This window comes from Lysinibacillus sp. NPDC098008 (assembly GCF_044760715.1).
GTDB lineage: Bacteria > Bacillota > Bacilli > Bacillales_A > Planococcaceae > Lysinibacillus.
On sequence record NZ_JBIWBA010000022.1, the window covers coordinates 1 to 25694 of the forward strand.

Below are 25694 nucleotides of genomic sequence, written 5' to 3' on the forward strand. Positions count from 1 at the left end.
GTGACACATGGAGCTGACGAATACTAATCGATCGAGGACTTAACCAAAACCAGTTTGACGCAATTCAATGCACCGTTTATCCAGTTTTGAAAGAATAATTCTTTCAATTGAATAAGTGAAGTGATAATGGCAAAGAGGTCACACCCGTTTCCATACCGAACACGGAAGTTAAGCTCTTTCGCGCCGATGGTAGTTGGGGGCTTCCCCCTGTGAGAGTAGGACGTCGCTTCGCTTATTTTTTATGTGGAGGATTAGCTCAGCTGGGAGAGCACCTGCCTTACAAGCAGGGGGTCGGCGGTTCGAGCCCGTCATCCTCCACCATTATGGTCCCGTGGTGTAGCGGTTAACATGCCTGCCTGTCACGCAGGAGATCGCCGGTTCGATCCCGGTCGGGACCGCCATATTATATGCCGGTGTAGCTCAGTTGGTAGAGCAACTGACTTGTAATCAGTAGGTCGTGGGTTCGACTCCTATCGCCGGCATCATTCCCTTGGAGGGGTAGCGAAGTGGCTAAACGCGGCGGACTGTAAATCCGCTCCTTAGGGTTCGGCGGTTCGAATCCGTCCCCCTCCACCATTTTTAGGGGCATAGTTCAACGGTAGAATAGAGGTCTCCAAAACCTTTGGTGTGGGTTCGATTCCTACTGCCCCTGCCAGGTCTTGAGGTACTCGTTCATATGTAGCTGTTATCATATATAGTGGCGATTGTGGCGAAGTGGTTAACGCATCGGATTGTGGTTCCGACATTCGTGGGTTCGATTCCCATCAGTCGCCCCATTTTAATGTTGGGGTATAGCCAAGCGGTAAGGCAACGGATTTTGATTCCGTCATGCCTAGGTTCGAATCCTAGTACCCCAGCCATTTTTTCTTTTATGAGCCATTAGCTCAGTTGGTAGAGCATCTGACTTTTAATCAGAGGGTCGAAGGTTCGAGTCCTTCATGGCTCATTGTTATTACATAATAAGCGCCCGTAGCTCAATTGGATAGAGCGTCTGACTACGGATCAGAAGGTTATGGGTTCGACTCCTGTCGGGCGCGCCAATAAAATGTGTTTTCGGAATGTAGCTCAGCTTGGTAGAGCACTTGGTTTGGGACCAAGGGGTCGTAGGTTCGAATCCTGTCATTCCGACCATTTTCTAAAATGATGGGGCCTTAGCTCAGCTGGGAGAGCGCCTGCCTTGCACGCAGGAGGTCAGCGGTTCGATCCCGCTAGGCTCCACCATATATTTTAATATTTTTGGAGGTATACCCAAGTCTGGCTGAAGGGATCGGTCTTGAAAACCGACAGGCGGGTAACACCGCGCGGGGGTTCGAATCCCTCTACCTCCTCCATTTCTCGGGTCAGTAGCTCAGTTGGTAGAGCATTAGATTGAAGCTCTAAGTGTCGGCGGTTCGATTCCGTCCTGACCCACCATTATTTGCGGGTGTAGTTTAATGGTAAAACCTCAGCCTTCCAAGCTGATGTCGTGAGTTCGATTCTCATCACCCGCTCCAAGGGCCTATAGCTCAGCTGGTTAGAGCGCACGCCTGATAAGCGTGAGGTCGATGGTTCGAGTCCATTTAGGCCCATCAATCATCATTATTCCGAAGTAGCTCAGTTGGTAGTAGCACCTGACTGTTAATCAGGTTGTCGCAGGTTCGAGTCCTGCCTTCGGAGCCACGGCCCGTTGGTCAAGTGGTTAAGACACCGCCCTTTCACGGCGGTAACACGGGTTCGAATCCCGTACGGGTCATCAAGCATGTAGCATAAGTATATGTTACATGCTTTTTTATTTGTCTTTATACTTGTGAATAGTAATGAGGAAATTTAATAAGTATTAGGATAACTAATGGAAAGAGCTGTTCATATATATTTACTTAATAATATATTGACTGCCCTCTCTTAGAAAAATTGATTCTACGATAAATATGTTAATAATTACAGGTCGGCTATAGAAAAAGATGATGCTGGATAAAATATGTCTGTATTTAAAAAATTTAACTGTCATAAATGAGTCCCATCATCGACAATAGTCAAATTACAATGACTTCGGCAAATGCCAAATAGCCGAGGTACATTTCTATATGGATATTTATGATATTCGTTGGGCAGGTAGTAACTATTTTGTTCAGAAATTGTTTAGTACAATATGCTAATCTATACATGTCATCGTAATTCAAAGCCTAGGCATTCAATTTGTGCCTAGGCTTTTCCATTGTTTAATTTTATATAAAATAACATAACAACTAGCTTTAATTTTGAACAAACTATTTCATATATAAAATATGTATGTTTTTTTAAAAGATATTTTCATGGTGCTAGCACTTTCCTTCCTCTAATATGAGGGTAGATGGAGGAATTGGACTATGAATAGACAGGAGATACAGCAATTTTTAAAGCTTTATCAAGCAGAGCAAAATCACTCAAATACTTGGTTAGAAAATAGATTGCAGCAAATTGCAGCAGCAGGTGAATATAATCCTACAACAGAGGAAATAGTTTTTGGTGCACGAGTGGCATGGCGTAACAGTAATAAATGTATTGGACGTCTATTTTGGCAGTCGCTACATGTAGTAGATGCACGCAATGTTCTAGACGAGCAGGAAGTTTTTCAAAAATTACTAGAACATATCCAGTACGCTACAAATAATGGGAAAATCCGTCCGACTATTACAGTATTTGCATCAGGAAGGGTGCGAATTTGGAATCATCAGCTAATACGCTATGCAGGTTATGAAACGGATTCAGGTGTTATTGGTGATGCACATTCTATTCCGTTTACTAAAATATGTGAATCGTTAGGCTGGAAAGGCGACAGAACTGCCTTTGATGTGCTTCCGCTTGTGATACAGGTGGATGAACGTGCACCACAATTATTTCCAATCCCTAAAGACTATATTTTAGAAGTGCCAATTCGTCACCCAGAGTCAGTAGAGATGGAAAAATTAGGAATGAAATGGTATGCTGTACCTATTATTTCAAGCATGCGTTTTCAAATGGCAGGTATTGATTTTCAGGCAGCTCCATTTAATGGCTGGTATATGGGTACGGAAATCGGAGCGCGTAATTTAGCAGATTATGAGCGCTATAATATGCTTCCAGCAATTGCGGAGATATTTAACCTTGATACAACAAAGCAAGCTTCTCTTTGGCGTGACCGTGCACTAGTTGAGCTTAATATTGCAGTGCTTCATTCCTTTAAAGAAGATGGAGTGAGCATTGTGGATCATCATACAGCAGCGCAACAGTTTAAATTATTTGAAGAGGCAGAGGCATCAGTAGGGAGAGAGGTTACAGGTAATTGGACATGGTTAATTCCACCGTTATCGCCTGCAACTACTCATATTTTTCATAAGCCATATGTGAATGTTTATCATACGCCAAATTATTTTTATCAAAAGCCATGCTATTAATCGCCGAAGGGCTATCGGACTATCCTGATAGCCTAATTTTCTATTAAATTAATAAAGATGCTGTTACACTAAATATACTTTATGTTCTAAGAGAGGGTGAGTCAGTATGCTAAACGAGCATATTCCAAATATCCCGTGGCAGCAATTGACAACGGCTTATGGCAGAGGAACGACTATTCCTCAACTAATTGAGCAAGAGCAATATCAACAGCTAGCCACATTAATTGAGCATCAAGGTACACTTTGGCAGGCAACGCCATGGACTTTGTTAATTCCTTTAAAACGACTTACTGGCAAAAATAAAGAGGATGTGACTTTACAAGAAATAGAACTTTATTTAAGTGTAGCATCCGTTATTACAAAAGATTCCCTCAACCCAGCAAATACTGTTTCCACCATGCAGGAGCTGCTAAATACCCAGTATTTATGGTCAGAGGAAGATGATGAACTAGAGTGGGATAAAGATTTGCCTAAAGGTTATGAACAGCAGGCATTTTTAGGCTATTATTATTTTAGTTATTTACTTTTACAAGAGGCTACTCCGATTTTTACAGCTATTGCTACTACCGATAATAGAGAAGTAGCAGACAGTCTTGCTGAATTATTAGCCTTACTTAAACAGCAAAGCAGCTGGGGAGCGTAATGTATTTTCCCAGCTGCTTTTCTTTAATGAACATATTCATCTCTAGAGGCTCTCATTGAACATAGGAAAAGTACCATTGTGACAACGACAAAGAGCCAGCCTGCAATATTCCAGCCACCGAATAAATCATGTAAGTACCCAAAAAGAATAGGGCCAATAGCAGCAAATAAATAACCGAGTGATTGTGCAAAGCCTGATAAATCTGCCGCCTCAAACGCAGTGCGAGTACGAAGCGTAAAGAACATCATTGCTAATGCAAATGAAGCACCACCTGCTAAACCTAGCAAAATCATCCATAATACCCCTAGACTTGTCCATGCCATCACAACACCTACAAAGCCCACTAAATAAAAGCTTGTAAACATTAAGACAAGAGGTCGCTGTGAAGCCATTTTACTGGCAAAAATGGGTACAGCTAATGCCATCGGAACTTGTGAAAATTGCATAATCGAAAACATCCAGCCAGCTTTATCAGGAGATAACCCTTGTGCAATATAGATTTCAGGAATCCAAGCTGCTGTTGTGTAAAATAGTAAAGACTGCAAGCCCATTGCGCCCGTTACTGCCCATGTAACAGGTGATTTCCATAATGGTGGTGTATCTGACTTTTTAGAGGCAGTAACGGATTCAGGCTTATTTGCTTTTAATTGAGGTAACCATATGACAATAGTGATTATAACAAGCACCAGTGCAATGGCTAATGCTCCTTGCCAGCCCAATGAGGAGTTAGCAATAGGATAGCTAATGCCTGCCCCAACGCCTGCGGTTAAATTCATGGACATTGTGAAAAATGCCATGAGTAAGCCTACATGATAGGGAAATTTCAATTTTAATAACCCTGGAATTAGTACGTTACCAAAGGCTATTGCTACACCAATAAGTACAGTACCAAAGACAAGCAACCCTGTTGTGCCAAGTGAGCGTAGAACAATTCCTAGTGCTAATAAAATAGTAGATAATAATAGTGTGAGCTCAAGTCCTAATTTGCGTGCTACAACTGGCGCAAATGGCGATACAACAGCGAAAGCAAGTAATGGAATCGTTGTTAGAAAGCCTGCTAATACATTAGAAATACCAAGGTCATCACGTATAAAGGATACAATTGGGCCAACAACCGTTAATGGCATTCGCAATGTAGACGCTATAAAGATGACTCCTAAAACTAATAGTAATGTTCTTCCTTTCCAGCTAATTTTTTTACTTGGATAATTAGTGGAATGATTATTTTCTGTCAAAATAAGCTCCTCCTATTCATAACCATTCTAATTGGACTACTATAACACTTTATCACAGGATTAAAAATAGTAGAAAATTCATAAAAAATTGAACATTTAACATTGTATTGAAACGGCAAAGGTCTTATGTTAATATAATAAACATCATAAATTTAATAATTATATGCCTCATGTTTGTATTGAGGTAGAGGTCGCGGTATTTATTAGTAAACTAATGGAGATGACAAGCATTGAAGAGATTAGTTGAAAGGAAATACTGCCGAAGTGTAAGGGGACTTGAAAACCTTATGCTGGGGCTGTTTCCGAAAGGAACAGAACTGTCACGTTGACACAACGTGTTGAGCTATCATTTAAAGAAACTGAGGATTAACTTAGCCATCACAGTGTTTATGTGATGGCATTTTTTTGCCTCATTAATAGGAAGGAAGCTATATCGTGAGTGAAATAAAAGTAAATCAGCTTGGTCATAAAACGCCGAAGCTGAAAAAGGAATTAAAAAGTCGCCATATTACAATGATTTCTTTAGGTGGAACAATTGGCACAGGGTTATTTTTAGCTAGCGGAGGAGCCATTGCACAAGCAGGTCCTGGGGGAGCATTGCTTGCCTATGCTTTAATTGGTGTGATGGTGTACTTTTTAATGACAAGCTTAGGAGAAATGGCTGCTTATATGCCGTCATCAGGTTCCTTTAGTACGTATGCTACAAAATTTGTAGACCCTGCTCTTGGCTTTGCATTAGGATGGAATTATTGGTATAACTGGGCAATTACTATTGCAGCAGAAATTGCAGCTGTATCCTTAATTATGAAATATTGGTTCCCAGAGAGTTCATCAGCATTATGGACAGTATTATTTATTGCAGTTGTGCTAACGTTTAATTTATTATCCGTTAAGAGCTATGGTGAGAGTGAATATTGGTTTGCGATGATTAAAGTAGCAACTGTTATTGTATTTATTATTATTAGCATCTTAATGATTTTTGGAATTTTGGGTGGACAAGCACCTGTAGGATTTACGAATTTCTTTATTAGTGATGGGCCGTTTCATGGTGGCTTCCTTGCGACATTTGGAATTTTTCTTGCCGCTGGATTTTCATTCCAAGGAACAGAGCTACTTGGCGTAACGGCTGGTGAAACAGATGATCCCGGCAAAAATATTCCAAAGGCAGTGAAATCAGTATTTTGGCGAATTATTTTATTTTATATTTTAGCGATTGCTGCAATAGGGCTATTAATCCCATTTACAGATGAGCGTTTATTGTCAGAAGATATTGCTGTATCACCGTTTACGTTAGTGTTTGATCGTTTAGGTATTGCCTTCGCTGCTTCTCTTATGAATGCCATTATTTTAACGGCTATGTTATCGGCAGGTAATTCAGGGCTATATGCAGCTTCGCGTATGCTATGGCAATTAGCAGTGGAGGGACATGCACCTAAATTCTTTACAAAGCTAAGCCGTCGAGGAATTCCAATCTATGCATTGCTTGCAACATTAGCTGTAGGTTGCTTAGCATTTTTAGCATCATTTTTCGGAGATGGCGTTGTCTATATTTGGCTGTTAAATGCTTCAGGGATGTCTGGCTTTATCGCATGGCTTGGTATTGCCTTTAGCCATTATCGCTTCCGTCGTGCTTTCGAGGCACAAGGCTTAGACCCAAAGCTTCTACCATATAAAGCTAAACTATACCCGTTTGGACCGCTCTTTGCCTTTACCGTTTGTATGATTGTTGTAGTAGGTCAAAATTACACAGCCTTTATGGGTGGTAAAATTGATTGGTATGGCGTTCTAGTTTCTTATATTGGGATACCGCTATTTTTACTGCTATGGTTTGGCTATAAGATTAAGTATAAAACGAAAATACTTCCACTTGAACAATGTGATTTACGTTAGGTGCCAAGTATGCACACAATTTCAGCCCCTGTCCATGAAAGAGGATAGGGGCTGAAATGAATTATAATGGCTGAAGTAGAATTGTTTTTCTTTTTTTCAAGTCCTCAACCATGTCGAGCCAGCGCTGTGGTTTATTAGGCAAGACTGTGTAATAATCCGTGATAAAATCTACAACTAAACTCGCTTCAATTTCTGTTATAGTAGCGTCTGTTGGCATGAAACATAAATCAAGCCCTTCTACCGCCTCCCCGTCATTTTTCCAAGAAGGATGGACGTAAGGGAAATCAAGACGCTGATAGCCAAGGTGCGATAGTACCTCGCGGCGAACATATGGATTCATCGCCATAACTCCGCCAAATGCAAAATCTTCACGCTCATAGGGATTATATATTTCTGCAAACATACCATATAGTACTTTGCCTTGCTCTTTTGCCAATCTCTCTAAATCCGCACTACGATTTACTGCCAGGTAACGCCCAATACCTAGGTTAGGCTTACCGATAATTGTGAAATCAGTCATCGCTATATTCCATGCAGGATAGTAACGATATTCAGTAGCCCCGACAACAGCGCCTTCATGGACTGCGACAAAAACGCGAATGCTTGGGTCTTCCAAAGGCTCTTTCCATAAATCAAATGCCAGAACCTCTTCAGGCGGGAAAATTTCTCCTAATAATATATGCATTTTTGCAAAAAGCGGATCCTCAATTGTTGTAATACGTTTATATTCCATTGCTACTTCCTCCTTACTATCAATTACGCCTGAGCATAATTGTACCTATCGCGAATGCTTTCGGTACATAAAGCATCTGCTGCTGACGCTTTGCTTTCGATACAAAAAGAATTTGCTAAGTCAAGATAAAAGGATTTTGCCATTCCATTAATAAAGCATAATTTAAGGATGCCTCGTCGTCTAGGTAATTTTCGACAAGTGCGAGCGGCATGCGTCCACAGCGCAATAAAAATGTTAAGACAGGATCCGTTAAATCACCATTGACGACTGACTGAACATATTGAGCTGCCGTCAGATGCTCTGCGTATTGATGGTATCCAGGCATACGCCCACCGCCAACGAGTCGATCAAGTTTTTGTTCAACAACAATTTGATACATTGCTTGCATCATTTGTTTGCCTAAATTAAGCCTTCGATACTCAGGGCTTATGCAAATATCCACTACATACAATGTATTGCCTGTTGGATCATGGCTGCGAATATAGCCGTTATCTGTCATCTCTGCCCAGCTATGCTGTGGATGTTTAGGGTCAAATTGAACACATAATGTTGTCATGGAGCCAACAATTTCTCCTGCGATTTCCACGCAAATTGCTCCCTCTGGAAACAGTGTGACATGATTTTCAAGCTGCTGTTCGTTCCACCATAATTCAGCAGGGAAAGGTGGAGGGAAGCAGGCAGCTTGCAAGCGTATCATAGCGGCAAAATCTGACTTTGTGTAATTACGAATAATAGCAGGAATGGGCTTATCACCATCAAAGACATATACCTCACTTCGATAGGTCATGACTTCCATCCTTTTCCCAATCAATATACAAATCTGTTCGTCGATCTCGCCATGTTGTGACAGAGCCCTTTTCTCGCACTTCATACAATAAATTGAGGTCAAGGTCAGCTGTCACCAGCATGTCATGATTGAGTTCACCTTCTGCGAGAAGCCCTTTTGGTGGAAAGGGGATATCGTTTGGAGAAATAATTGCTGCTTGGCCAAAATTGGCACGCATCAAATCAACAGAAATGGAACCTACTGTACCGGTTAATACAACATATACTTGATTTTCTATAGCGCGTGCATGGCTAGTATAACGTACACGATGGAAACCGTGTCGGTCATCTGTACAGGAAGGACAGAAAATCACATCTGCGCCTTTTGCTTTTGCCATTCTCACGATTTCTGGAAATTCAATATCATAGCAAGTTAAAATAGCGATCTTTCCCTTTTCTGTATCAAAAACATGCAATTGTTCACCCGCTGCCATATTCCATCCCTCTATTTCAAAGGGGGTAATATGTAATTTTGCTTGTTCTTCAATTTTTCCATCAGGATAAAACAGATGGGCAACATTGTACAAACGGCCCTCACGCTCAATAATATGTGTGCCCCCTACAATATGTGTATTGGTTGTCTTTGCAAGCGTAGTAAATAAGGTCTTGTATTGAGCTGTAAAAGCAGGTAAAGCTGTGATTTCAAGAGGCTCTCTCTTGTCATTACCGATGGACAGTAGTTGTGTTGTGAAAAGCTCTGGAAACAACACAAAATCCGCCTCATATTCTTGAGCTGTTTTTACATAATGCTCACATTGCTGTGCGAATTCGTCAAAGGAACGAATATCATGTAGATGATACTGAATAGCAGATACGCGAAGTTTCAATGCCAGTCCCCCCTTAATGATATAAGATTTACAATAATCATAGCTTGTGTTTCTTTATTTGTCATCAATTCCTTACGTCTTTATAGAGAAAGGATAATGGCATTGTTGCTTTGCGTTATGAGCAATGTCAACTGTTTTTCAAGAGCATGCCGAGGAATCAGCATGGAACCCAGCCCTTTATTTTATTACATTAATGACTTTAGAAAAGATGTAGTATCATTCCTATAATAAGGAAAATAGGTTTCTAAAATAGAGTAATTTCCTCTGTTGAGTCCATGACTCCCTTGAAATCTGTCCCATATTTCAATTCTTGTTTTATGCATAAAATATATAACGAAAAATTCAGCTTTATGTGTAGTATTGAATTAATTTAATGTGATGCTACTTAGCGTACAAAATAAATAAAACATACTAGAGATGTTAGAAGAGGGTATATGAAGCTGGAAAAGCGTATTTTACTAATAAGAGAAGATGTTCCGTTGTCATCTATTTGTACGGTATCCATTGTATCATCTAATAGAGAGAACCTTTCCTTGACTGCTACTTTTTATCCCCATTATTTTAGCAGGTGTGGCATATATATCATTTCGAAAAATTGACAAGATGGATGTTTAAGGCATTGAAACACAAATGTCAAAACCAGACACAAAGATTGTTGTGTCCGGTTTTTTAACCAAAGATTGTTTCCCATAATAAATAAACATTTAATACTACAACAATAGCAGCTACAAGCCACCCTAAAACCGTTATTAGACGATGGTTAACAAGGCTGCCCATAATGCTTCGTTTACTTGTAAACATAACAAGTGGGACAAGGGCGAAGGCAATCCCAAAGGATAATATGACCTGACTTAGAACTAAGGCATAGGTTGCATTAACCCCAGAAGCAATAATGGCTAGTGGAGGTAGCATGGTAATAGCTCGACGTAAATAAAGTGGGATTCTTTTTTGAATAAAGCCCTGCATGACGACATCACCTGCTAATGTGCCGACAGAGGAGCTAGCCAGCCCTGCAATCAGTAAACCAAGACCAAAGGAAATGGCTGCCATTGGACCAAGCGCATCCTTTAAGCCATTATAAGCAATATCTAAATCCTCCACTACAACGCCTTGTGTATGGAATACTGCTGCCGCGATAATAAGCATACTCATATTAATAGCGCCAGCAATCAGCATAGCGATAAGAATATCGATAAACTCGAAACGGAAAATACGTCTTTTTTCAACTTCATTACGACCTACAATACGATTTTGAGTTAATGAAGAATGTAAGTAAATCGCATGTGGCATTACTGTTGCACCTAAAATACCTGTTGCTAGTAATAAAGAATCTACTCCCTCAAATCGTGGTGTCAACATACTAATGCTTACATCGCTCCAATTTGGCTGTGCTAAAAAAGTTTGGAAGGCAAATGCTAGCACGACAATTAACACCATACCGGAAATGCCCGCCTCAAATGCTCGAAAGCCTCTTCGTTGTAATTCTAATATCGCAAATGATCCCACGGCTGTAATAATGGCTGCAGGTAGCATAGGAATATTGAATAATAAATAAAGCCCTAATGCTGCCCCAATAAACTCAGCAAGGTCAGTAGCGATAATGACTAATTCAGCCTGTATCCATAAGAAAATAGATGTTTTTTTAGAAAAATGTTCACGCGCTACTTCAGGTAGATTTTTACCTGTCGCTATACCAAGCTTTGCTGATAAGGATTGAATGAGCACAGCCATTAAATTTGAAAAGACAATGACCCAAAGCAATAAATAGCCATATTGAGAGCCTGCTGTAATGTTTGTAGCAAAATTGCCAGGGTCAATATAAGCAACGGCTGCTATAAAAGCTGGGCCAAGAAACGGTAAAAAGCGTCGCCAGCCTTGTATATCTCCATCTAAAACCGCCTCAGCAGACGATTTTGTTGCTTGTTTGTATACCATAATGTTCCCTCGTTTCAAAAAATATCCCAAAGGAAATAAAGTTTCCTACAGGAAAATAATATAGTAGTATTCTAACGCTAGCAGTTAAAATTGTGAAGTAATTTGCTTGTCAGCATGATACCCTTTAAATAACATGGCAGGAAAATTCAAAAGTATATCGAACTAATGAATTAAGAAGAAGGGGTGAAAAGAATGGATATGGTCTGGGTAAAATCAAAAATAACAATGCCTCGCACCGTCCCAAATGCTATCAGGAGAAAGAAATTATTAGCCATTCTTACTAACAACCGGCTGAAGAAGTTAATTATTATACAAGCACCAGCAGGCTATGGTAAGACAACGCTTCTTAGTCAGTGGTTTGGATATAGAAAGGAACCTGTGGCATGGTTTACAATTGATCGAAATGATGATGAGCCCATTCGTTTTGTCAAATATTTAATACATACTTTATCATTAAGCCTAAAACAAGAGCTAAATTATTTAGATGAAAGAATTACGCTAGAAACAGTTATAGATAAATTATTAAATACGTTAGAGCTATATAGAAAATTTGCATATTGTTTTAGATAATTTCCAAGCAATTCAGCATCCCCAAATTTATCAACTTCTTATTCGCTTCATTGAGTATTTACCAGCTAATATACATATCTACCTAACAACTCGAAGTCACCTAGAGCTACCGCTAGCAAATTGGCGTGTAAAGGGATGGGTGTTAGAGGTGGGGATCCGTCAATTACGCTTTGACTTAGAGGAGTTACAAGCCTTCTACTATTCTTCTTCTAATGATGAGCAGCAGGTTAATGCATTGAAGCCCTTGTTAAAGCAAACGGAGGGGTGGATAGCAGGTATCCAGCTTATTAGATTGTCAAACGATGATGGGACGTATATTGATGAATTTTTTATGCAGGAAATTGTGACAGAGTTACCAGTAGCACTACAGGATTTTTTAATTCGTACCTCAATATTAAATGATTTAGAGCCATGTGTTTGCACTGTGATAACAAACGAAGCAAACAGCTTAGCAAAACTTATAGAATTAGAGAAAAATGGTGTATTTATTGAACAAATTGCAGGCCATCCATCTGTTTATCATTACCATACATTATTTAGAAAGGCCCTGCAGAATGAGCTTAGAAAACGTTATTCATTTGAAACCGTTACTGCTATTTATTGGGAAGCGGCTACAAATCTATGTCAAAGGGGAGATTATGTAGCTGCAATTGAGCTTGCCTTAAATGGGGAGCTATATGAGCTAGCGCACGAGTGGATTCAGTGCTATTTGGTGGAAATATTTGCTGAGGGGCATACATTATTATTTAGGCAATGGGTGCAAGTATTAAGACATGCACAGTTTTCTGTAGATATTAATTTACTTGTTTTATATATTACTACATTGTTTTCGATGCATGAAATAGACAGGGCGAATGAAATTATTAAGGAGCTACTTTTTAAGCAAGATGCCTTGCAATGGATGGATAGCTTTAAATTTATCGCTGTATCAAAAATCTTTGAAATTATTAATGCATATGTTGCTTATATGAAGGATGGGAATCTCGAAAAAGCCAAAGTAGGCTTACAAACACGTGTCAATGTAAGAAAGGAAAAATCATCTTTATATCGTATTTCCTTAAAATATAATCAATTTGAGCCTAAAATTTTACGTACAATGGCAGGCATGAAAGGAAGATTTTTACCAGTAGAAAAAATAGATGCTCTTATTCAAGTATTATGTGACAGTGAAATAAAGGAACGAAATATAACAGGCGTGACCTATGGGCTGTTGGCAGAAATATTGTATGAAATAAATGATAGAGAGAGGGCAAGTAAAGAGCTAGAAACCGCCTTACAATACGGTTTACATTTTCAGGACCCAGGATTGTTTATACCAATGTATTTATTGAAGGCTCGTATTTATATGACGAACAAACAATTTGAAGAGGCATATATATTATTGCATGAGGCTATGAAGAAAACAGATAAGCCATACTGGATTGGTGTGTTATATATAATGAAGGCGCAGGCTTATTTACAGGAAGGGAATATTTCATATGCGCAGCAAGAGTTTTTTAGAGTGACTGATTTTATTAATTATAAAATAGCACGAAGAAATCCATTTTATTTATTTGTTCAAAGCAAAATATATTATGCTAAAAATCAAATAGAGGAAGCGCTGCAAATCGCTATTCGTATGAAAGAGGGGGCGATTCAGGAAAAGCAAGTGGGTACATTGATTGAAGCGAGTTTAGTAGAGGCTGCATGCCACTTTGAACTAGGAAAAGAGGAAGCTGCTTTAGCAATCTTACATGATGCCCTTGAACAAGGAGCTTTATATGGCTATTGTCGAACCTTTTTAGATGAGGAAGCCATACTTTCGTTGCTTCATAAATATTGGCGTATACGTCAGCATAATAAACAGGATGCCTTTCAATCAGTACCTTTAGCATATGTTTACAAACTATTGCAGCAAAATAATTACACAGATGAATGGTACGATAGCTTTACACCGAGGGAACGAGATGTTTTACAATTGCTTGCTGAGGGTGCTTCTAATAATGAGATTGCTCAGCGCTTACAGCTTACAGAGGGAACCATTCGTGTTTATTTAACAGAGATATACGCTAAAATAGGCGTGAAATCTCGTATGAAGGCAATTGTGTGGGCGAAAGAATGGCTGGGCTATTAAACTTATAAAGCAGAAGGGGGTGAAAAGATGCCTACTATTTTATTAGCCTCAAAAACGACTATACCTAAAATAAGTAAGCAAGTTATTCAGAGAGAACGTTTAATGGCTATTTTTCAACAAGCACAGGTAAAGCTTATAGTAGTGCAGGCGCCAGCAGGGTATGGTAAAACGACCTTAATAAGTAGCTGGTTTCATCAGCTTAATACAGCCGTTGCTTGGTATACGGTGGATCGAACGGATAATGACCCGATGCGCTATTGGAAATTTTTTATGCATGCGATTAGTCATGCCTTACCTATAGAATCAACAGCTCGTATTACTGCCATACTCCATGCTCAACCACAGCTACCATTAGCACATTTAGTAGATGCTTTATTGCATGAATTATCACGAGTTACCAAAAAGGTTCATATAATGATTGATGATTATCATCATATTCACAATGTAGCAATTCATCAAATGATGACTAGGCTTATTGATTTCTTACCAGAGCATTGCTGTATTTACCTAGCAAGCAGATCAACGGTTTCACTTCCTATTATAAGGTGGCGATTAAACCATTGTTTAGTAGAAATCGGTGTAGATCAACTTCTTTTTACGTATGAGGAGATAAAGGATTTTTATAATAGGCTTAATAGAAAAATAGATACGAAGGAGCTACAACGGGTTTTTGACAGAACAGAGGGCTGGGCTATCGGTTTACAATTAGAAAATTTAGCCGAATTTAGCGATGATGGTGATGAACCATTAAAAGAAAGCAATTCATATATGGCACAATATATAGTAAAAGAGATTCTTGCCAAGCTTGATCCATCTCTCCGAATGTTCCTTCTTTATACCTCATTGCTGGAGCAACTAACTCCTGATACTTGTAACCTTCTAACGAATCGTCGTGATGCTCAACAGGTTTTAGTAGAACTTGAAAAACAGGGATTATTTATTAGTAGAATTGAAGCACAGCAGCAGGTTTATAAATACCATAATTTATTTAGGCAAACATTGCGACAAGAGCTGCATAAACAATTTTCTCATCAAGATATTTCCGCACTATATGAAAAAGCTGCTGTTTCCTTATATAATAACGGTCATTTTTTATCTGCTATAGAGCTTGCATTAAGCGGTGAGATTTTCACTTATGGAGAACAATGGATTTATGAGCATATTGTTACATTTCTTTCCTGTGGTCATGCCACAACCTATATAAATTGGATAGATACTTTATTGACCAATGGCTGCGAAATCCATCCAGAGCTACTGGTGATGTATGCCTATACACTTGCTGTATTGCACAATTTAGATGAGGCCTATCAAATAATAATGGAGCTGGAACAAAAGAATAAATCAAATCAATGGATGGAAAAAGCTGAATATACCTCTGCTGTAGATGATTTTTTAGGGGTGAAAGCCTATATTGTTGTTATGAAAAATGGAAACCTTGCACAAGGGGCAGAATACATTCGGCAAAGGCTAGAGAGAAAGCCTGTTGGTTCAAAATGGGACGCTATTTTTATACAATATAATCAAAAGGAGCATATGCTGTTTCGAACAAATATAGGCTCTAAAGGGAAACTGCTTTCAGATGAGCAAGCAATGTCCTTTTTTGCGAAGTTTCGAACTGGTGAGTTTAAGGATTTAAGTATGACAGGCTATAGCTATGGCATGCGTGCGGAAAAATTATATGAGTGGCATCGCTTTGAAGAGCTATCAATAGAGCTAGAGGGGGCTTTACGTGCTGGCCATCAATTCCAAGATGCAGGATTATTAGTGCCGATGTACATGTTAAAAAGTAAAATTGCTGTTTTCGATGGTCAATATCTCGTAGCGCAAGCTGTGTTAGACCATGCAATGGAAATTGTCAGAGAGCGTTATTGGATAGATGTGATAAGAGTGATGAAGGCACTTGTATTTTTACGCGAAAACCATATTGTTCAAGCAGAGCAGGAGCTAGCCAAGGTTAATGAAAATGAGGTGATGGATTCGCCATTCTATGCACTTGTCAAAGCACGAATTTTACTGATGAAGGATCAGCCTTTAGAGGCACAGCAGCTTATGATACAAGTGAAATTGCAGGCAGAGCAGCAAGGACAGCTATCTACTTGTATTGAAGCTATGGTTTTATTGGCGATTTGTCTAGCAAAGCAAGGAAAAATAGAGGAAGCCTTATGGACATTACATCAAGCCTTAAAATTAGCTGAGCCGTATCAATATATTAGAACATTTATAGATGAGCCTCAAACATATGCTTTATTAAAAAACTATGCCGCTATTCGACAGCAGCCCTCTTATAAGGCATGGGGGGAGGTTTCCATAAGCTATGCTAAGCATTTGCTAGAGTGCGCTCAACAGCATAAGCAAATCCCAGCATTCGCAACCCTTTCCACTCGTGAACAGGAAATATTTTTATTATTATCGGAAGGTGCTTCTAATAAGGAAATAGCCGAGCAGCTATTTTTATCAGAAGGTACAATACGTGTCTATCTTTCAGGGATTTATAGTAAGTTAGGTGTTAAAAACCGCGCACAGGCAATATTATTAAAACCAATGTCATAAAATCATCCGCTATCGTTTCTAGGTAGCGGACTTTTTTGACGTGAAAACAATTAACATTCCTCAATGGTGGCATTAGCTTTATTTTTTTAATATGAGAGGGAAAGAATATTTGATTTTTTAGATGAAGGAGAGGGGATGCATGAAGAAGACTACAACGATTATAGTGATGCTTATATTGTTCTTTTTGCAATGGAAACAAATTTCGATTTCTTATGCAAACGAGCATGAAGTAAATGATGGTGAAGATACCAGTATAAGCAATGATATAATGCCCTTTAGTAAACCCGAGTTTTATACAATACAAAACGATACAGGCATCACCATTGCAGCCTATTTGTGGGGTGGTGGGCATGTTGATATTCCTGCTGTTATTAACGGACAGCCTGTTACTATCATAGGGGAATCCTCATTTTTTAATAAAAATGTGACAAGCGTAACTATTCCTGACAGTGTGACCAAAATAGGAGATAGAGCATTTTTAATGAATCAGCTAACGACTGTGACCATTCCAAATAGCGTAGAGAGTATAGGGAATCTGGCGTTTTTTAACAACCAGTTAACGATGGTGGATATTCCTGATAGCGTGAAAAAAATAGGATCAGAGTCATTTGCAAATAACCAGCTCACATCAGTGACACTCCCTGATGGCATAACAAGAATAGAGAACGGTGTATTTACGAAAAATAAATTAGAAAGTGTAGTCATTCCAAGTAGTGTGACAAGTATAGGGAACTATGCCTTTTATCAAAATCTATTAACAACGATTATTCTTCCAGATGATTTAACCAGTATAGGAAACTATACTTTTTATGGTAATTCTTTAAAAGATGTAACTATTCCTGAAGCAGTTACACATATAGGGGATTGGACATTTGCCTATAATCAGTTACAGTGGGTTCGCTTTTATCATCCATTAGTGTTGCAACCTAATACATTTGGAAACCAAGGTAGCACATTTGATGGTTGGTATAAGGATTTAGTATGGGCTACGCCGTGGGATGGCAATATTACACAACCGACAAGAATTTATGCAAAGGGAAATGCGCTAACATATACACTGATGTTTGACACAAATGGCGGTACAGCCCTTGATGAACAGAAAATACTTGCTGGAGAAAAAGCGTCGGCACCAGCAGCCCCAATAAAAAAAGGCTCTTTATTTGTGGGCTGGTATAAAGATGAAGAGCTAACTGTGCCATGGAACTTTGATACAGATGTGGTAACAGAGCATCTAATTTTATATGGAAAATGGACGAAAAAACCACATACTGTCGTATTTCATACAGACCCAGACATAACAACAGTTGAAGTATTAGATGGAGAGCTGCTAACAAAGCCGCTAGACCCAACTAAAGCAGGCTATACATTTTTAGGCTGGTATAAGGATGAGGAATTTAGCTCACCGTGGGATTTTGCAGTAGATAAGGTAATGGAGGATATAAGCTTATATGCAAAATGGCTGAAAAATACCTATACTGTGCAATTTCGCACAGATTTTGAATCCATCGTTAGTTATGTACGATATGGTGATAAGCTAGAAGAGCCTGTACCCTTGAGGAATATAGGGCATACATTTACAGGTTGGTATAAAGATAAAGAATTCACGGCACTGTGGAATTTTGCGGAGGATAAGGTAACAGAGGATATCATGCTATACGGACAATGGGTGAAAAATATCTATACTGTGCAATTTCAAACAAACTTTGAATTACTCACTAGTAATGTGCAATATGGAGATAGGCTGGAAAAACCTATCTCTTCAGTTAAAGCAGGCTATACATTTACAGGCTGGTATAAGGATAAAGAGCTGACAATACCATGGAACTTCGAGATAGATAAAGTGACAGAGCCTCTCACTTTGTATGGAAAATGGACAGCGAATGACTATACTATCACCTTTCAAGTAAATGGAGGTACAGCTATCCCTCCTATAACAGCAATATACAACCAGCAAATAAGTAAACCAGCAGCTCCAACAAAAGCAGGACATGCATTTGTAGGCTGGTATAAGGATGCCCAATTCACAACACCATGGAATTTTAACACAGATGTAGTAACAGCCAATCTTACGTTATATGCTAAATGGTTAGCGAATAGTTCATCGGGTGGTGGGGGAAGCGGTAATCCAACTCCAACACCAACAGAGCCAATTCCTAAAGAGCCCACACCAGCACCTGAACAGCCAGAGCCTATACCAGAAGAGCCAGTAGAGCCACAACTACCAGAGCCCACACCCCAGCCAGAGGTAGCTATTAGCTTCTCAGATATTTCTCAGGAGCATTGGGCATGGACGATGATTCAGGAGATGGCAAAGAAGAGCATTATTACAGGCTATCCAGATGGCACATTCCAGCCAAATGCGCCGATTCAGCGTCAGCATGTCGCTCTTATGCTAACAAGAGCATTGAAGCTAGAACCAAAAAAAGAGGCACTAGCATTTCATGATATTCCTGAAGGTCATCGCTATTTTGAGGTAATCAATCAGGTGCAACAGGCAGGGCTGTTTGATGGTATAGATGGCAGCTTCCAGCCAACAGCTAATATGACACGTGCTCAAATGGCAAAAGTATTGGTACTGGCTTTTGATTTAACAGCTGATGAAAAAGAGGCATTTAACGATGTGCCACCAACACATTGGGCATATGATTATATTGCCATTCTCGCAGCCAATGGTATCACGATAGGTGATCAAGGTAATTTTAGACCGAATGACCCTGTGACACGTGCAGAATTTGCAACATTTTTATATAGAGCCTTAAAGCTATAACGAAAAATCTCATCCAGAGCTATTTGGATGAGATTTTTAGATACAGAAGCTTAATTTATTTCTCATCATTTTTTAATTAGACTTTGACCTCTTGCATCGTTTACGATGAAAGAAAAGAAGAAGGACTGATTCGACATGACCCATCGAATTTTAATTATAGAGGATGAAGAAAATATTGCGAGAGTGCTACAGCTTGAGCTTCAATTTGAAGGCTATGAGGCAGAAATGGCACATACAGGGACAGAAGGATTGCTGCTATACCGTGAGCAGCAGTGGGATTTAATCTTACTAGATATTATGCTGCCTGAAATGAGTGGGATTGATGTACTAAAACGTATTCGTGCAACAGAATCACAGACACCTGTTATTATGCTAACTGCTAAAAGTGAGGTAGAGGATAAGGTAAAGGGCTTGGATTTAGGAGCAAATGATTATGTAACAAAGCCTTTTGAAATTGAGGAATTACTTGCTCGTATTCGCAATGCTTTACGCTTTTCCCAAAACGCTCGTCCTAAGCAAGACGCTCTTACATTTGGCAAGCTAACTATCAATGTACAAACAAGAGAGGTGTTTTATTATAGTAAGGAAATTCAACTAACCCCTCGTGAGTATGATTTATTGCTACATTTACTAAAACATCCAAGGCAGGTGCTAACGAGGGAGCAACTACTAGAGGCTGTTTGGGGCTACGATTATTACGGAGATACAAATGTTGTGGATGTTTATATTCGTTATGTTCGTCAAAAGCTTGAGGCAGCAAATGTAACACCGCTTATTCAAACTGTTCGTGGTGTTGGGTATGTGCTAAAGGAACAAAGTCATGAAACTTAAAACAAAGATTCATCTGCTCACAACATTGCTAATGCTTGTTATTTTAATAGCAACGAATAGTGGCATTTATTTTTTATATGAGAAATTTGCCTATCAAACAGAATATCAGCAGCTCCAAGCGCGTGCAAATGAGCTAAGCTCCACATTAAGTCAACTAAATGCCGAAACAAATCTACAGCAAGTATTACGAGCCTATATGCCAACAGATGGTGCTGTTTATATTTATGAGGGAGAGCGTTTAAAAACAAAGGTTCAGGCTACACTCGAAATGCCTGATGCTCCTTCCATCACCTACACAATGCCAGCTATTTGGGTTGATGGTACAGTTGTGGCGATAACATTGCAACAATCTATGGAAGCAGTAGCAAGCACATTGGAGTTATTAAAGGTAATATTGGTCGTTGTATCCGTTATTGCAGCGATGCCAATTTTTTTAGCAAGCTTAATGCTTGGGCGACTGATTTTATTACCATTAGAGCGTTTAAATACTACAATGCGTAAAAGTGCAATGACAGGAAAATATGAAAAAATGGACATTCCAGCTAAAGGCGGTGATGAATTAACGAATATTAACCGTACCTTCAATATGATGATGGAGAAGCTTGAGCAGCACTATCAAAAACAACAAGACTTCGTATCAAATGCCTCTCATGAATTAAAGACACCCATAACGGTTATTGAAAGCTATGCAAAATTACTGCTAAGAAGAGGTTTTGACAATCGGGAGGTTGCACAGGAATCCTTACAAGCGATTGTGAATGAATCCGCTCGTATGCATGAAATGGTGCTGCAATTGTTAGAGCTAGCTAAAAATAGTGAGCATTTAGATGTTGATATTACAAGGATTGAGCTTGCACCATTTTTAAATAAAGTAGCTATACAAATGCAGCAGGCTTATCATCGAACATTTGTAGTCGATACACATATTCCAAAATTTATTGATAGTGATGAAAAAATATTAAAGCAACTACTATTTATCTTACTGGATAATGCACGGAAATATAGTGAGGATGAAGTTCGTATTTTGGCTAAGGAAACGACTGACCACGTCTATATTACGATTCAGGATTTTGGTGCTGGTATTCCAGCAGAGCATATCCCGCATTTATTTGAGCGTTTTTATCGAGTAGCAGAAGATCGTAATCGTAAGACGGGTGGCTCAGGATTGGGGCTTGCGATTGCTTATGAGCTTGCAGAGCAGCTAGGTATTACAATAGATGTAAAAAGTACACTAGGAGAAGGCTCAAGCTTTACCCTATGTATACCAAAGGAGGGACAGCAATGAAAAAATGGCTTTTGATAATTGCTGTTATTATTCTTTTGGGTGGCGGAATTATTTGGCTTATTCAATATCGTTATTTTCATAATGAACCACTGAGTGAAGCTGAGGCTGTTGGGCATATCGAAACAATTTACCATGCACAAGTAACAGATGTGGAAAAGCAAGGGGATACTTATAAAATGCTGTTGACACGAGAGCAAGTAATATACGCAGTGACGTTTGATGCCATAACACAGCAAGTAATAGATTTAAGCATGAAAGAAGCGCAACGGCCATTGTTGCTAACAGAAAATGAAATAAGGCAGCTAGTGAAAAAAGAATATAGCGATGTAGAAAGCATTATATTAACAGATAATATATATACAGTACGTGTTGAACAAGAGGACAAGCAAAAGGAATTAACAGTGGATGCCTATTCAGGTGAAATTGTAGCAGAACGAGCTATAGAACCATCTAAGCAGCCTGTAGCAGAACATATTATTTCACAACAGCAAGCCATTCAAATCGCACAGCAGCAATTAAATGGGGAAGTGGATTCGGTTGATTTTGAAGAAACAGCAGACGGTGGTTACTATTTAATCGAGATTGAAACAGAGAATGATGAAGCTACTTTTCAAATTCATGCAATCTCAGGGAAGGTTATGTCAATTACATGGGATGACGACCAATGAGCCATTCTCATGAAATTCTAATGTTTCTCTTATAGTCTTATCATCTTTGCTTGCTAAGCTAAGAATAGATAAAACAAAGGAGAGATGGACATGAAAAAAATAATTGTAATTCCAGCATTAGTGGCTACTCTTGGTATTGGAGCGGCTATTGGGTCTACAACATTATTATCAGGTAACGCAGAGGAAAAAAAGGTATTATCTATGCAGGAAATAGAGAAAAAGGCTTTAGCAGTAGTTGATGGGGCGGTAACAGATATTGAGCTTGATCGTTCTATTTATGAGGTAGAGGTGCACACTGATACAGAAGAGCATGACTTGAAATTTGATGCCTATAGTGGAGAACTATTAAAACAGAAAAAAGAGCGCCGAGATGATGATGATCACGATGACTGGGATGATCACGATACTCTCCCAGCATCTACCAAAACAATTACACAAGAGCAGGCGATTAAAGCTGCACAAACAAAAGCAAAAGGTACAGTAACAAAAATTGAGCTAGATGATGATGGTATTTATGAAATTGAATTTAGAGATGGTCAATATGAATATGATGTAGACGTGGATGCAATTACAGGAAAAATTATAGATTTTGAGCAAGATATTGACGATTAATATAGAAAGTGGGCTGTTGGGAAGGCATTTGTCTTTTCTAATAGCCCTTTGTTTTTGTTGTTATTTCACAAAAATGCCGTCATTATGAACATACCTTTCTATTTATCAAAATAATACTAGCAAGCTAGAAAAGAGTCTGCTATAATCAGTACGTTGATTGAAAACACGAACGTTTACAATTCAAAAGTTGTAGAATGCCATTAAATTCCGAAAAATCAAACTCTTTTTCATAGAAGATAAAAGATTATATCAGAAATTGGCCATTCTCATTTTTTATACAAATTCACTCATATAATAGCGAGAATAAGGCTCGCGAGTTTCTACCGATTTACCGTAAATAAATCGACTATGGGTAGCAATGTGTTTAGAGAACTTCACAGATAGCTGATGTTTTCTATTCGTTTCGACGTTTTGACGCTGAATGCTTTGCTCCACTCGTAGCTGAATGGAACTAAGTATTCAGCGTTTTTTATTAATTTGAAGGAAAGAAGGACATAACAAATTATGAAATTACTACACGACAAAATTATGCAAGAGGGTAAAGTATTATCCTCATCCGTATTAAAGGTTGATTCATTTTTAAACCACCAAATTGACCCAATGCTAATGAAGGAAATCGGTCATGAGTTTGCAAATCGTTTTTCTGATCAAGTCATTACAAAGGTTTTAACAATCGAATCTTCAGGAATTGCGCCATCTGTTATGCTTGGCTTAGAGATCGGAGCACCTGTTGTATTTGCACGTAAGCGTAAATCTTTAACATTATCAGATAATCTTTTTTCATCAAAGGTACATTCATTCACAAAAAATGAAACAAATGATATTTCAGTATCTCGTAATTTCTTAAATGAAGATGACAATGTTTTAATTATTGATGATTTCTTAGCAAATGGAGAAGCGGTAAAAGGTTTATTGGATATTGCTGCACAAGCTGGCGCTCATGTTGTTGGTGTTGGAATTGTGATTGAAAAGGGCTTCCAAGATGGCGGTAAATTATTGCGTGAGCAAGGTGTGCGTGTAGAGTCATTGGCCATTATAAATTCTCTTGAAGATGGTAAAGTGACATTCGCTACGGAGGCCCGTGCGTAATGAATACCTTTAAATCCACAACGCTAGCGATTCAACATTTGCTTGCCATGTATGCTGGCGCCATTTTAGTACCATTAATTATTGGTGGAGCGATTGGCTTTGATGCAGCGCAAATGACTTACTTAGTGGCAATTGATATTATGATGTGTGGTGTTGCAACACTGTTACAAGTTTATTCAGGGAAATTTATTGGTATTGGTTTGCCAGTAGTGCTAGGCTGTACATTTACAGCAGTGAGTCCAATTATCGCAATTGGTACAAATCCTGAGCAAGGTATTACGGATATTTATGGTTCTATAATTGCTTCAGGGGTAATTGTTATGATTATTGCAGGCTTCTTTGGAAAGCTTGTGAAATTTTTCCCACCAGTTGTAACAGGGTCAGTCGTTTCCATTATTGGTATTTCCTTATTGCCAGTAGCTTTAAATAATATGGCAGGGGGGCAAGGTGCAGAGGATTTTGCATCAGGCTCTAATATCGCCCTAGCATTTATTACATTAGTCATTATTTTAGTTGTCTATCGCTTTTCTACAGGATTTGTCCGTGCTGTTTCTATCCTTATCGGCTTAGTGGCTGGTACAATTTTAGGTGCAGTTATGGGCAAAGTTGATTTTAATCCAGTAGCAGAGGCAGACGTCTTCCATATGGTACAGCCATTCTACTTCGGTATGCCAACATTTGATGTAACAGCTATTTTAACAATGACGCTTGTAGCAATGGTATCTCTAGTGGAATCATCAGGTGTTTATTTTGCATTAAGTGATATTTGTAATAAAAAATTAGACTCTAAAGATTTAGCACGTGGCTATCGTTCAGAGGGTCTTGCTTCTGTAATTGGTGGTATTTTCAATGCCTTTCCATATACAACATTCTCACAAAACGTGGGACTTACACGTATGTCAGGTGTTAAAGATCGTAAAGTCATTTACATTACAGGTGGATTACTAGTAGCACTTGGCTTCCTACCAAAAATCGCAGCGTTAACAACAATTATTCCAACATCCGTACTAGGTGCGGCGATGCTTGCGATGTTTGGCATGGTCATTACACAAGGTATGGGCATGCTTGTACCAGTTATGAACGAATCAGCAGAAAACGCGATGATTGCAGCGATTGCAGTAAGTTTAGGTGTCGGTGTATCCGTTGTTCCTGGCATTTTTGATGCACTACCAGAAAAAGTGTCTATTTTAACATCTAACGGTATTGTTTGTGGTTCAGTCACAGCGATTATCCTAAATATTTTATTCAACATGATTGGGCCTAAGCATAAAAAAGACCCGATGCATGGGGAAGCTTAAAAAATAGAGGCTAGGACATAACTCATTTTATTGAGAAAAAGTAAAAAATGAATGTTATTTTTGTGATTTATTAAAGTATATGCGTTCTAATAACGCAAAAAAATGTTAGACCAAACTTGGAAATGGTCTAACATTTTTCCTTTTGTCCCAGCCTCCTTCTTACCAATCATAGCAGTCTTCACAGTACCTTATCGTTTCCACTTTTTTATACACAATCTCTTAGGACCCAACATACTAAACTGATTCCTATAAGGGTGTGAAGTTAGCCAGTTTTATATATGGCCTCCTAATTGGTCCCAGAGGCTGGTCGGCTTTTCTTCACTTCTACTATAAAAAAATAGTAGCACAAACCATGGCATTGGTTTGTACTACTAATGTTAGTATGTTTCTATATGGAAGGTTTAATAGCATAACAATACCTAAAAATAAAA

18 protein-coding genes, 17 tRNA genes, 1 rRNA gene and 2 riboswitches are annotated in these 25694 nt (G+C 38.8%); of the genes, 31 read left to right on the plus strand and 5 right to left on the minus strand.

Annotated features, from left to right (window positions below; all coding sequences use genetic code 11):
- The first annotated feature begins 116 nt into the window (after nucleotides 1-116).
- The 20 genes from rrf (at nucleotide 117) to ACIQVU_RS16220 (ending at nucleotide 4035) form a co-directional block, all read left to right on the plus strand.
- Nucleotides 117-232 (plus strand): 5S ribosomal RNA (gene rrf, locus ACIQVU_RS16125).
- Nucleotides 233-245: 13 nt separating this feature from the next.
- Nucleotides 246-321 (plus strand) — tRNA-Val (locus ACIQVU_RS16130).
- Nucleotides 322-325: 4 nt separating this feature from the next.
- Nucleotides 326-401: transfer RNA gene (locus tag ACIQVU_RS16135), tRNA-Asp, on the plus strand.
- 8 nt (nucleotides 402-409) lie between these two features.
- Nucleotides 410-482, plus strand: a tRNA-Thr gene (locus tag ACIQVU_RS16140).
- Between the two features lie 10 nt (nucleotides 483-492).
- Nucleotides 493-576: transfer RNA gene (locus ACIQVU_RS16145), tRNA-Tyr, on the plus strand.
- Nucleotides 577-581: 5 nt separating this feature from the next.
- Nucleotides 582-655, plus strand: a tRNA-Trp gene (locus ACIQVU_RS16150).
- Nucleotides 656-700: 45 nt separating this feature from the next.
- Nucleotides 701-776 (plus strand) — tRNA-His (locus ACIQVU_RS16155).
- A 9-nt stretch (nucleotides 777-785) separates the two neighbouring features.
- A tRNA-Gln gene (locus tag ACIQVU_RS16160) sits at nucleotides 786-860 on the plus strand.
- 13 nt (nucleotides 861-873) lie between these two features.
- A tRNA-Lys gene (locus ACIQVU_RS16165) sits at nucleotides 874-946 on the plus strand.
- A 17-nt stretch (nucleotides 947-963) separates the two neighbouring features.
- Nucleotides 964-1040 (plus strand) — tRNA-Arg (locus ACIQVU_RS16170).
- Nucleotides 1041-1054: 14 nt separating this feature from the next.
- A tRNA-Pro gene (locus ACIQVU_RS16175) sits at nucleotides 1055-1131 on the plus strand.
- A 14-nt stretch (nucleotides 1132-1145) separates the two neighbouring features.
- A tRNA-Ala gene (locus ACIQVU_RS16180) sits at nucleotides 1146-1221 on the plus strand.
- 17 nt (nucleotides 1222-1238) lie between these two features.
- Nucleotides 1239-1331, plus strand: a tRNA-Ser gene (locus ACIQVU_RS16185).
- Nucleotides 1332-1337: 6 nt separating this feature from the next.
- Nucleotides 1338-1413, plus strand: a tRNA-Phe gene (locus ACIQVU_RS16190).
- 6 nt (nucleotides 1414-1419) lie between these two features.
- Nucleotides 1420-1493: transfer RNA gene (locus ACIQVU_RS16195), tRNA-Gly, on the plus strand.
- 1 nt (nucleotide 1494) lies between these two features.
- A tRNA-Ile gene (locus ACIQVU_RS16200) sits at nucleotides 1495-1568 on the plus strand.
- 14 nt (nucleotides 1569-1582) lie between these two features.
- Nucleotides 1583-1659 (plus strand) — tRNA-Asn (locus ACIQVU_RS16205).
- A gap of 1 nt (nucleotide 1660) precedes the next feature.
- Nucleotides 1661-1732: transfer RNA gene (locus ACIQVU_RS16210), tRNA-Glu, on the plus strand.
- Between the two features lie 613 nt (nucleotides 1733-2345).
- Nucleotides 2346-3392: a nitric oxide synthase oxygenase gene (locus ACIQVU_RS16215; RefSeq protein WP_340803991.1), complete on the plus strand. Its 1047-nt coding sequence runs from the start codon at nucleotides 2346-2348 to the stop codon at nucleotides 3390-3392.
- 106 nt (nucleotides 3393-3498) lie between these two features.
- Complete coding sequence (locus ACIQVU_RS16220; protein WP_340803993.1) at nucleotides 3499-4035, plus strand: hypothetical protein; 537 nt, start codon at nucleotides 3499-3501, stop codon at nucleotides 4033-4035.
- Nucleotides 4036-4058: 23 nt separating this feature from the next.
- Here the strand turns inward: ACIQVU_RS16220 and ACIQVU_RS16225 are convergent, their stop codons facing one another.
- Nucleotides 4059-5270, minus strand: coding sequence for a CynX/NimT family MFS transporter (locus ACIQVU_RS16225; protein WP_340803995.1), 1212 nt, complete (start codon nucleotides 5268-5270; stop codon nucleotides 4059-4061).
- A gap of 177 nt (nucleotides 5271-5447) precedes the next feature.
- A riboswitch (Lysine riboswitch) is annotated at nucleotides 5448-5624 on the plus strand.
- 81 nt (nucleotides 5625-5705) lie between these two features.
- Here ACIQVU_RS16225 and ACIQVU_RS16230 point away from each other — a divergent pair.
- Nucleotides 5706-7160: an amino acid permease gene (locus ACIQVU_RS16230; protein WP_340803996.1), complete on the plus strand. Its 1455-nt coding sequence runs from the start codon at nucleotides 5706-5708 to the stop codon at nucleotides 7158-7160.
- A 61-nt stretch (nucleotides 7161-7221) separates the two neighbouring features.
- Here the strand turns inward: ACIQVU_RS16230 and ACIQVU_RS16235 are convergent, their stop codons facing one another.
- From ACIQVU_RS16235 to ACIQVU_RS16250, 4 genes are all read right to left on the minus strand, one after another.
- Nucleotides 7222-7893, minus strand: a complete 672-nt coding sequence (locus tag ACIQVU_RS16235; RefSeq protein ID WP_340803997.1) for a GNAT family N-acetyltransferase — start codon at nucleotides 7891-7893, stop codon at nucleotides 7222-7224.
- 115 nt (nucleotides 7894-8008) lie between these two features.
- On the minus strand, nucleotides 8009-8680 hold the full coding sequence (locus ACIQVU_RS16240; RefSeq protein ID WP_340803998.1) for a GNAT family N-acetyltransferase: 672 nt from the start codon (nucleotides 8678-8680) through the stop codon (nucleotides 8009-8011).
- Nucleotides 8664-9545: a carbon-nitrogen hydrolase family protein gene (locus ACIQVU_RS16245; RefSeq protein WP_340803999.1), complete on the minus strand. Its 882-nt coding sequence runs from the start codon at nucleotides 9543-9545 to the stop codon at nucleotides 8664-8666. Before ACIQVU_RS16245 ends, ACIQVU_RS16240 begins: the two co-directional genes overlap by 17 nt.
- 669 nt (nucleotides 9546-10214) lie before the next feature.
- Complete coding sequence (locus tag ACIQVU_RS16250) at nucleotides 10215-11480, minus strand: Nramp family divalent metal transporter (RefSeq protein WP_340804001.1); 1266 nt, start codon at nucleotides 11478-11480, stop codon at nucleotides 10215-10217.
- A gap of 192 nt (nucleotides 11481-11672) precedes the next feature.
- Here ACIQVU_RS16250 and ACIQVU_RS16255 point away from each other — a divergent pair, with 192 nt between their 5' ends.
- From ACIQVU_RS16255 to ACIQVU_RS16300, 10 genes are all read left to right on the plus strand, one after another.
- Nucleotides 11673-12050, plus strand: a complete 378-nt coding sequence (locus ACIQVU_RS16255) for a hypothetical protein (protein ID WP_402896330.1) — start codon at nucleotides 11673-11675, stop codon at nucleotides 12048-12050.
- Complete coding sequence (locus ACIQVU_RS16260; protein WP_402896332.1) at nucleotides 12031-14163, plus strand: winged helix-turn-helix domain-containing protein; 2133 nt, start codon at nucleotides 12031-12033, stop codon at nucleotides 14161-14163. Before ACIQVU_RS16255 ends, ACIQVU_RS16260 begins: the two co-directional genes overlap by 20 nt.
- A 27-nt stretch (nucleotides 14164-14190) precedes the next feature.
- Entirely contained in the window at nucleotides 14191-16713 is a 2523-nt protein-coding gene (locus ACIQVU_RS16265; RefSeq protein ID WP_402896334.1) for a winged helix-turn-helix domain-containing protein, read from the plus strand.
- Nucleotides 16714-16852: 139 nt separating this feature from the next.
- The gene (locus ACIQVU_RS16270; protein ID WP_402896336.1) at nucleotides 16853-19480 is read left to right on the plus strand and encodes an InlB B-repeat-containing protein; all 2628 of its coding nucleotides are present in this window, start codon (nucleotides 16853-16855) and stop codon (nucleotides 19478-19480) included.
- A 135-nt stretch (nucleotides 19481-19615) separates the two neighbouring features.
- Complete coding sequence (locus ACIQVU_RS16275) at nucleotides 19616-20311, plus strand: response regulator transcription factor (protein ID WP_340804005.1); 696 nt, start codon at nucleotides 19616-19618, stop codon at nucleotides 20309-20311.
- Nucleotides 20301-21596 carry a HAMP domain-containing sensor histidine kinase gene (locus tag ACIQVU_RS16280; RefSeq protein WP_340804006.1) on the plus strand — a complete coding sequence of 432 codons (1296 nt, stop codon included), beginning with the start codon at nucleotides 20301-20303 and terminating at the stop codon, nucleotides 21594-21596. The genes ACIQVU_RS16275 and ACIQVU_RS16280 overlap by 11 nt, the downstream gene beginning before the upstream one ends.
- Nucleotides 21593-22264 carry a PepSY domain-containing protein gene (locus ACIQVU_RS16285; RefSeq protein WP_340804008.1) on the plus strand — a complete coding sequence of 224 codons (672 nt, stop codon included), beginning with the start codon at nucleotides 21593-21595 and terminating at the stop codon, nucleotides 22262-22264. Before ACIQVU_RS16280 ends, ACIQVU_RS16285 begins: the two co-directional genes overlap by 4 nt.
- A gap of 90 nt (nucleotides 22265-22354) precedes the next feature.
- Entirely contained in the window at nucleotides 22355-22876 is a 522-nt protein-coding gene (locus ACIQVU_RS16290; RefSeq protein ID WP_340804009.1) for a PepSY domain-containing protein, read from the plus strand.
- 267 nt (nucleotides 22877-23143) lie between these two features.
- A riboswitch (purine riboswitch) is annotated at nucleotides 23144-23245 on the plus strand.
- Between the two features lie 135 nt (nucleotides 23246-23380).
- Complete coding sequence (locus tag ACIQVU_RS16295) at nucleotides 23381-23965, plus strand: xanthine phosphoribosyltransferase (protein ID WP_340804011.1); 585 nt, start codon at nucleotides 23381-23383, stop codon at nucleotides 23963-23965.
- On the plus strand, nucleotides 23965-25263 hold the full coding sequence (locus ACIQVU_RS16300) for a nucleobase:cation symporter-2 family protein (protein ID WP_340804012.1): 1299 nt from the start codon (nucleotides 23965-23967) through the stop codon (nucleotides 25261-25263). The genes ACIQVU_RS16295 and ACIQVU_RS16300 overlap by 1 nt, the downstream gene beginning before the upstream one ends.
- Nucleotides 25264-25694 lie beyond the last annotated feature (431 nt).